Consider the following 7,972-nt stretch of genomic DNA (forward strand, 5'->3'; position numbering starts at 1 on the left):
CGCCCTGCGCCGGGCGCGCCCCGGCGGCTCGCCGGCCGCGTCGTTCAGCGGCGGCGCGCGCTCGGGACCGGAACGCTCACGGACTCATGAAGAGCACGGTGAGCACCACCGCCCCGAGGCAACTGCACGTCACGTTGCGGGCCTTGATGCCGACCGCCAGCAGGATCACTCCGGCGGCACCGGCGACTCCGTAGCGGGACTCGATCACGCGCTCGGCGGCGACCACCACCGCCGCCACGAACAGGGTGAGAAGAGGCATGGTGTTTCCCTCCTTCGGGAGGCATGCGGGAGACCGTGCGGTGCGTGGGCGCCCGTACGCCGTCGGACGGGCGGGGAGGGGAGTGCGCCTGGCCGGGACGACTGTCCGTGCAACTGGTGCGACTTGATCGCCAACCCTGGAAAGTTGGCGGCCAACTTACTAATAGTTGTGCCCAACTTCGGTCGAAGCAAAAACACTTGGCGGGCAACTCCCCGGCGTTGGTGAGAAGTTGTACGGTCACAGAGTGAGCAAGAACAGGACCACCGGCGACCGTTCGCCCAAGGAGCACATCGCCGACCACCTGCGGACCCGCATCAGGGGCGGCGAGCTGTCGGCCGGTGACCGGCTGCCCACACAGCAGGAACTCGTGGACGAGTTCGGCGCCAACCGCAGCGCGGTACGTCAGGCCCTGGACGTGCTCAGGGCCGAGGGACTGCTCACCCACACCGGTCGCGGCGCCCCGCCCGTCGTCGCCGAACAGCACCCGCACCCCGACGCACCCCGCCCGGCCGGAGTGGAACTCGCCGACCGGATACTCGACGCCTTCCGCGCCGACCACGTCACCATCGACACCTACTCCCTCACCACGGAGACGCTCAACACCGCCCTGGCCGCCGCCCGGCTGGCCATCGAGGCGCACGAACTGGCCCCGCAGTCGATCCGGGTGCGGGTGCTGATGCCGAGCCTGGAGGCCGAGCTCGCCGTACCCCGGCTCGTCTCGGACCCCGCCGACCCGCGCCCCCTGGAGCGGCTGCGCGACCTGATGCGCAGCTACGCCCACATCCTGTGGATGGACCTCACCAAGCTGGCCGAGCGGGGACTGGTGGGAGAGGTCTCCGTGGAGGTGCGCAGCGTGCGCATCACGCCGACCAGCAAGTACTACCTGCTGAACGGAACGGAGGCGCTGTTCGGGTTCTACACGGTGATCCCGCGGACCGTGCCCTTCCACGACGACCCCATGCTGATCCACGACGTGCTCGGCCTGGAGGCCACCCTCTTCCGCTACTCCAGCGGACCCGACAGCCGGGACGAGCAGGAGTCCGCCTTCGCCGTCGCGGCCGACCAGTGGTTCAGCTCCCTGTGGGAGTCCGTCGCGGTCCCGGTCCGGCTGGGCGAGTGAGACGCCACCGGCGTCGCTGACGGCAGCGCGCGGACGGTCGGTCCACTGAGCGACTGACGACCGGCCGGCCGGCGACTTACCGGGCGCCGAGCGGCCGACCGTCCGGCGCGTCCGCACGGGTGAGCGGGCAGCGGAGGGTCGCGCGGATCTTGCCATTCCCGCGTCCGCGGCCGAAGATACGGTTCCGGCACCCCGCGGGCTCTGCGGACCTCACCGCGGGCATCACGGGACGTCCGGACCGAGGGGCGCGACGAGCGCCCCGGCCGCCATCGGGCACCCGAGCACGCACCCGGCTGCCCCACCTCGACCGTAGGGGGCCAGCTCACGATGCGCAGCCTGATCAGTGCCGCGGACAGTGTCATCTTCGACTTCGACGGACCCCTCTGCCGGCTGTTCGTCGACGGGCGTGCCGCCGACGCCGCCACCCGGCTGCGCGCCCTGGTGGACGCGAGCCCCCAGGACGTCACGCTGTCCGCCCCGGACGATCCGCACGCCGTGCTGCGGGACGTCGCCCGGCAGGCACCGGGCACCACCCTGGTCCAGGAGGTGGCGGACGCGCTCACCCGGGAGGAGGTGGCAGCCGCCCCGCGCGCCTGGCCCACGGCCTACGTGGACGCGCTCCTGATGACGCTCGGGTCCACCGGACGGCGGTTGGCGATCAGTACCGACAACGCGCCGGAGGCCGTGCAGGGATATCTCGCCGGCCGGCGGCTCGACGGCTTGTTCGCCGGTCGTGTGCACGGGCGCAGGCCGGACGCGTCCCGGCTCAAGCCGGACCCGGACGCCGTGCTGCGCGCCCTGGAGTCCACGGGTGTGCCGGCGGAGCGGACGGTGATGATCGGCGACTCCCCGCGGGACGCCGAAGCCGCCGAGACGGCCGGCGTGCCCTTCGTCGGTTACGCCCGCAACGACCGGAAGAAGGCCGAACTGCTCAACGCCGGCGTCAGCGCCGAGCACCTCGTCACCTCGCTGCTGACCGTGCTCGAACTCGTCAACGTCGCCGAATTCCGGCCGGAGCGCCGCCGGAGCACCGCCGGCGCGTGACGCCCGGACGGCTCCCCCGGAGCGTGCGCCCCGGAGCCCGCCCACCGCCCCGGACGCCCCCGCCCACCGCCCCGGGGGTCCCTGGCCAAGGGGGACGCCACCCCTGACACTCAAGTGATGAAGACGCTCCTCGACACCGTCAGATGTGTTCTGTTCGACTTCGACGGCCCGCTCTGCGACCTCTTCGCCGCCCACCCCGCGCACGACGTGGCCGAGCGCATGAGGAGCTGCGTGCGGACGCACGGTGAAGGGGCGCTGCTCGACGCGGAACTGCGCTCCACCGACAACGCGCACGACATCCTGCGCAGCGTCGCCGGCCGGCGGAAGGGCACGCTCGTCAGCACACTGGAGCGCGTCCTCACCCGCGAGGAGGTCGCCGCCGCCGCGACCGCCCGGCCCACCCCGCACGCCGACCGGCTGGTCCGGGCCCTCCGCGCGGCGGGTTACGAGCTGGCCATCACGACGAACAACTCCCCGGAAGCGGTGCGACGTTACCTGGAGACCCGCGGGCTGGGGCACGTCTTCGCCGGACGCGTGCACGGGCGGCAGCCCGACGCCAGGCTGCTGAAGCCGGACCCGGACTGCGTGCTGCGGGCCCTCGCGTCGGTGGACGCGTCCGCCCACCGCACGGTCATGATCGGTGACGCCCCGGTGGACGTCCTGGCGGCGCACGCCGCCGGGGTGCGCTTCATCGGATACGGCAGCACACCCGCGAAGGCCGCGGCCCTGAGGCGGCAGGCGGACGAACTCGGCGGCCCGCACGCGACGTTCCCGCCGGCGCCCGTCATCGGCTCACTCGCGTCCGTACTGGATGTCGTACGGCAACCTTCAGGTGACATCGGTGTTTCCGACCCCCGCCGTGCGAGCGCGAAGGAGTAGCCTGCCGCTCTGTTCCGGCCGTGTGAGAGGTACGACAGCTCCGCGATGAAGCAACCACTCTCCTACCAGGGGTACCACCGGACCTGGCACGTCCACGGCCGGTACAAGTGCGCCGAGCCGCACGACGAGGCCCTGTGGTTCGACCGGCGCTGCTTCGTCTCGGAGGACGAACTGCTCGCCGAACTCGGCAGCAGGGGCGTCCCCCGGATTCCCCAGGTCCGGCAGCTGCCGGACGGCCCGCTGCTCCAGTCCTTCATCGAGGGTGAGGCGCTGGACCGCACCTGCCCGCCCGGCACGCCCGTCCGCTACCGGTACCGGCGTCAGATCATGGAACGCTTCCGGCAGTTGGCCGCGATCTCCCCGGACCAGGTGACCTCGTCCCGCGGTTGCAAGGAGCAGGAGCGGCCCGTGAACGGGGACAGCGGCGGCTTCTTCCGAGCGCTGATCTCGTTCACCCGCGAGGAGGCCTACCGCAAGCGGCTGCCCGAGTACGGGCCGCTGTTCCAGCGGTTGGGAGTGTCCGAGCACGCGGTGGCGGCCGGCTCGTGGCTGGACGACCGGGCGAGGACCCTGGCCCGTCGGCCGTTCTGCCTGCTGCACGGCGACCTGCACCGGGCCAACCTCATCGTCGACCGCCGCCGGCGGTTGTGGACGATCGACTGGGAGCTGGCCATGGTCGGCGACCCGCTGTACGACCTCGCCACCCACCTCTACCTGATGGACTACCCCGCCCGGCAGGAGGAGCGCGTCAGGAAGTCGTGGCGGAGGGCGGTGACCGCGGAGCTGCCGGGTGCGGACGCCGGCATGGACGAGGACCTGCCGGTCTACCTCGCCTACAAACGCGTGCAGTCCGTCTACACGGACGTCGTCCGGCAGGCGCACCGCCGCCTGACCCCGCACACCGCCACCGTGGTGCGGAACGTGCTCGCGCGCGCCGCGGACGTGATGGGCATCGCCGAGGCGGACCTGCCCAGCCGCCGTGAGATCACCCGCGCCTACGCGGAGCACGCCCGCAGCCGTGAGGCGCTGTCGCCCGCCCCGAGCCCGGAGGGCTCCCCCGCCCGTCCCGTCCCGGCCTGACCACGGTGGGGCGCAGGGGGACCGGGGAGTGTCGCGGACGCGCCCGGGTGGCAGGAGCCTACGTAAGGTGAGATCACCAGCAGCGAGGTGACGTGCCCGGCCGTCGGGCCAGGTGGCTCGCACCGCACGAGCCCGAGGAGGGTCCCCCATGACCGACGAGCCCGCGCACGACCCCGAGGTGCTCCAACTCGCGGGAAAGGTCTTCGACCTCGCCCGGCACGGGGACACCGACACCATCGCCGCCTACGTGGACGCGGGGGTGCCGCCGAACCTCACCAACGACAGCGGTGACTCGCTCGTCATGCTGGCCGCCTACCACGGCCACCCGGCGACCGTCCGCGCCCTGCTGGCGCGCGGCGCCGACCCGGACAAGCCCAACGACCGCGGCCAGACGCCCCTCGCGGGGGCCGTCTTCAAGGGCGAGGACGAGGTGGTCCGCGCCCTCGTGGACGGAGGCGCGGACCCGGCCGCCGGCACACCCAGCGCGATCGAGACGGCCCGGATGTTCGCCAAGACCGAGCTGCTCGAGCTGTTCGGCGCCCGGTAGGAGAACGCGGCAGGCACGGACGCGCCCCCGTCCGGTGGCGCCGGACGGGAGGCCGCCGGCCGCCGCCGCTGGGCAGGGCCCGCGACCCTCCCCGCCCCGGTCAGAGGTTCCGCTCCGCGTAGACGCTCATCGCCCGGTGCACAAAAGCGGCGGTGCCCTCCCCGTGGACGTCGTAGATCGCGGTGAACCTCGGATCGTCGACGTACATCTGCCCGATCCCGACGAACTGCTCGGCCGTCGGTGACCGGCCCTGCCAGCCGACCCCCATCCACTCGTAGTGGCGGCGGGTGACGGCCTGCACCTCCTCACTGTCCGGCTCCAGGCCCCTCGCGTGCGCGCGGCCGAAGTCGGCGCCGATCTCCGCCTGTTGCCGCTGGAACCCCTTCTTGTCGTCGGCCGAGAGGGAACGCCACCACCGGTCGCCCTGCTCGTAGGCGGACCGGCCCCAGCGGTCGGTCACCTCCTCCTTGTACTGCGTGTGGTCAAAACCGTCGAAGGCCTCTTCAGCCATGAGCGGTTCGCCTCCTTCCAGCTTGTCCAACGTGGTCCGCACCGAGTCGATCTGCCGCCGGAGCCGTGCACGCTCCTGTTCCAGCAGCCGCAGATGGGTGCGCAGCGCGGCGGAGGTGTTGCGCTGCCCCTCGAGCACCTCCGCGATGGCGGCCAGGCTCAGGCCCAGCTCGCGCAGCAGGAGGATGCGCTGCAACCGAACCAGCGCGTTCTCGTCGTAGTAGCGGTAGCCGTTGTGGCCGATCCGGCTCGGTTTCAGCAGCCCGATGTCGTCGTAGTGACGCAGGGTGCGGCTGGTGGTGCCGGCCGACCGGGCGAGGTGCTGAATGGGCCACTCCATCGCCGGGACCTCCTCTTCCGTCGCTGCTCACGACGCTAGGCGTTTACGCAGCGTCAACGTCAAGCACGCGCGGAGGGTGTTCGCCATCCCTCGGGCGGCTCACGCAAGCGGCGGTGAGCGCGCGGAGGTCCCCCGACGGCGGTGACGCCGGGGTGGCGACCGGATACGGCTTAGGGCAGGGGGTCCGTGCGGCACCGACCCGGTCGGGCCGGTGCCCGGTGTCAGTTCTCCCGGCGGTCCCGCAGCTCGTCGTTCAGCCGGTGCGCCTCTTCGAGCTGGTCCTCAAGGGTGACGATGCGGCATGCGGCTTCCACCGACGTGCCCTCGTCGACCAGTTCCCGGGCGCGGGCGGCGAGCCGCAGCTGGTGACGCGAGTACCGGCGGTGTCCGCCGGCCGAGCGCTGGGGGCTTATCAACTTCGCCTCGTCCAGGCTGCGCAGGAAGCCCGGGGTCGTGCCGAGCATGTCCGCGGCCCGGCCCATGGTGTAGGCGGGGTAGTCGTCGTCGTCGAATCTGGTGTCCACTTCGCGCAGCTCCAGGGCCATTCCACCGTCCACGTGTCGAGGGACCCGGTGCGACGCACCGGGGCCCTGGGTTGGGTTTACACCATCTACCGGCCTTCAGGCCGGACTACCGTTTCCGCGGCTGCCCCGAAGGGACAGCAGACGCGGGGATCGCGACGTATGCGTAACCGAAGACCACCTTCCGTTCATGGGGACCGCGGTACCCGTTCGACGCGACTGCCGCCGACGGGCGATCCAATGGCGTGTGGCCCTTCCCTTCTCCTCGGGTTTCTCGTCTTCCTGATCCTTCTGTTTTCCCTGTCGCGGCCACCACCGGCTGAGACCCCTGAGCTCCTACGGGTCACTGCCGCCTGACAACCGCTCGCCTCCCCGGCGGGCGTCCGAACTGCCCGTCCGCCGCGTCGGCGTCCTGCTCCACTACTCACGGCAGTTCGTCATCTGCCGTGCCCTACGGATTTTCTCTCCTCTGGCTACGAAGAAAATGCTAGCCACCGAGAGCGCGAATGTCTACCTCGACGAGAGGAGATTTTCTCTGATCCCCGTCGCGGCGCCGTCCCTTCCCGGCTCCGGCCCTCCCCCGGAACGCTCGACGCTCGCCCTGCTCGCTCACTGCTCCCCGTGCAGCAGTGAGCCCAGCGCGGCGCGGAGGTCCGCGGCGGACCGGTACCGGACACCCGACATGCCGAGTGCGCCTGCCGCCTCGACGTTCTCCGACCGGTCGTCCACGAACAGGCACCGTGAGGCGACAACCCCGGCCCGCGCGGCGGCGATCTCGTCACAAGACAGCAGGCCGGCAAGCGGCGGGCGCGGTGGGGGTTCGGCTCGGGTCAGGGTCGTGCGGCGGGCGGGCGCTCGTCGGTGCCCGGCTCCTTGGCGGTGGTCACAGCGACGCGGTTCCACGCGTTGATGGTGCAGATCACGGCCAGGAGCCGGCCGAGCTCGGCTTCGTCGAAGTGGGCCGCGGCCCGCGCGTACACGTCGTCGGGCACGCCGCCGCGCGGGAGCAGGGTGACGGCCTCGGTGAGGGCGAGGGCGGCCCGCTCCCGCTCCGTGAAGAACGTGCCGGCCTCCGGCCAGGCCGCGACCAGGTGGAGGCGGTCCTCGCTCTCGCCGGCCTTGCGGGCGTCGTTGGTGTGCATGTGGATGCAGTAGGCGCAGCCGTTGATCTGCGAGGCGCGGATCTGGACGAGTTCCACCACGGTCGGGTCCAGCCCGTCGCGGGCTGCGGCGTCAAGGCCGGCCAGCGCCTTGTACGCCTGCGGGGCCACCTTGGCGAAGTTCACTCGGGACACACTGCTGTCGGTCATGCCCACTAACGTACGAACCCCACCGACCCACGGAAAGGTGCACTTTCGTGTCGGAACCTTGGGTCAATTCGGCCCGGCGCGTCGGCAGTGACCTGCATCTGGAGCTGGCCCCCGGCGGTAGCCGGCGCGCCGCCGTGGCACGTGCGCTGCGGGACGCGATCCGCGAGGGCAGGCTGGCGCCCGGCGCCCGACTGCCTCCGTACCGTTCGCTGGCCGCCGATCTGGGGCTCGCCCGCAACACCGTGGCCGACGCCTACGCCGAACTGGTCGCCGAGGGCTGGCTGACCTCCCGTCAGGGCTCCGGGACCCGCGTAGCCGAGCGGGCCGTTCCGCTCCGCCCGCCCCGCGTCCCCGCCCCTGCA

10 protein-coding genes are annotated in these 7,972 nt (G+C 72.0%); 6 read left to right on the plus strand and 4 right to left on the minus strand.

Annotated features, from left to right (window positions below; genetic code table 11):
* Window positions 1-76: 76 nt before the first annotated feature.
* A complete protein-coding gene (locus ACYVE9_RS10210; protein WP_461027449.1) occupies window positions 77-259 on the minus strand; it encodes a hypothetical protein in 183 nt (60 codons plus the stop codon).
* Between the two features lie 244 nt (window positions 260-503).
* Here ACYVE9_RS10210 and ACYVE9_RS10215 point away from each other — a divergent pair, with 244 nt between their 5' ends.
* From ACYVE9_RS10215 to ACYVE9_RS10235, 5 genes are all read left to right on the plus strand, one after another.
* Window positions 504-1,379 carry a GntR family transcriptional regulator gene (locus ACYVE9_RS10215; RefSeq protein ID WP_461027450.1) on the plus strand — a complete coding sequence of 292 codons (876 nt, stop codon included), beginning with the start codon at window positions 504-506 and terminating at the stop codon, window positions 1,377-1,379.
* A gap of 327 nt (window positions 1,380-1,706) precedes the next feature.
* A complete protein-coding gene (locus tag ACYVE9_RS10220; RefSeq protein ID WP_461027451.1) occupies window positions 1,707-2,423 on the plus strand; it encodes an HAD family hydrolase in 717 nt (238 codons plus the stop codon).
* 117 nt (window positions 2,424-2,540) lie between these two features.
* Window positions 2,541-3,302, plus strand: a complete 762-nt coding sequence (locus ACYVE9_RS10225; protein WP_461027452.1) for an HAD family hydrolase — start codon at window positions 2,541-2,543, stop codon at window positions 3,300-3,302.
* Window positions 3,303-3,347: 45 nt separating this feature from the next.
* Window positions 3,348-4,382 carry a phosphotransferase gene (locus ACYVE9_RS10230; protein WP_461027453.1) on the plus strand — a complete coding sequence of 345 codons (1,035 nt, stop codon included), beginning with the start codon at window positions 3,348-3,350 and terminating at the stop codon, window positions 4,380-4,382.
* 148 nt (window positions 4,383-4,530) lie between these two features.
* Window positions 4,531-4,929, plus strand: a complete 399-nt coding sequence (locus ACYVE9_RS10235; RefSeq protein ID WP_461027454.1) for an ankyrin repeat domain-containing protein — start codon at window positions 4,531-4,533, stop codon at window positions 4,927-4,929.
* Window positions 4,930-5,029: 100 nt separating this feature from the next.
* Here the strand turns inward: ACYVE9_RS10235 and ACYVE9_RS10240 are convergent, their stop codons facing one another.
* From ACYVE9_RS10240 to ACYVE9_RS10250, 3 genes are all read right to left on the minus strand, one after another.
* Entirely contained in the window at window positions 5,030-5,779 is a 750-nt protein-coding gene (locus tag ACYVE9_RS10240; RefSeq protein ID WP_461027455.1) for a MerR family transcriptional regulator, read from the minus strand.
* A 221-nt stretch (window positions 5,780-6,000) separates the two neighbouring features.
* Window positions 6,001-6,324 carry a MerR family transcriptional regulator gene (locus ACYVE9_RS10245; RefSeq protein WP_461027458.1) on the minus strand — a complete coding sequence of 108 codons (324 nt, stop codon included), beginning with the start codon at window positions 6,322-6,324 and terminating at the stop codon, window positions 6,001-6,003.
* Window positions 6,325-7,130: 806 nt separating this feature from the next.
* Window positions 7,131-7,610, minus strand: a complete 480-nt coding sequence (locus tag ACYVE9_RS10250) for a carboxymuconolactone decarboxylase family protein (RefSeq protein WP_461027456.1) — start codon at window positions 7,608-7,610, stop codon at window positions 7,131-7,133.
* Between the two features lie 47 nt (window positions 7,611-7,657).
* On the opposite strand from ACYVE9_RS10250, the gene ACYVE9_RS10255 reads away from it, so the two are divergent.
* On the plus strand, window positions 7,658-7,972 hold a 315-nt coding region (locus tag ACYVE9_RS10255; RefSeq protein ID WP_461027457.1), incomplete at its 3' end, for a GntR family transcriptional regulator.

This window comes from Streptomyces sparsus (assembly GCF_054776295.1).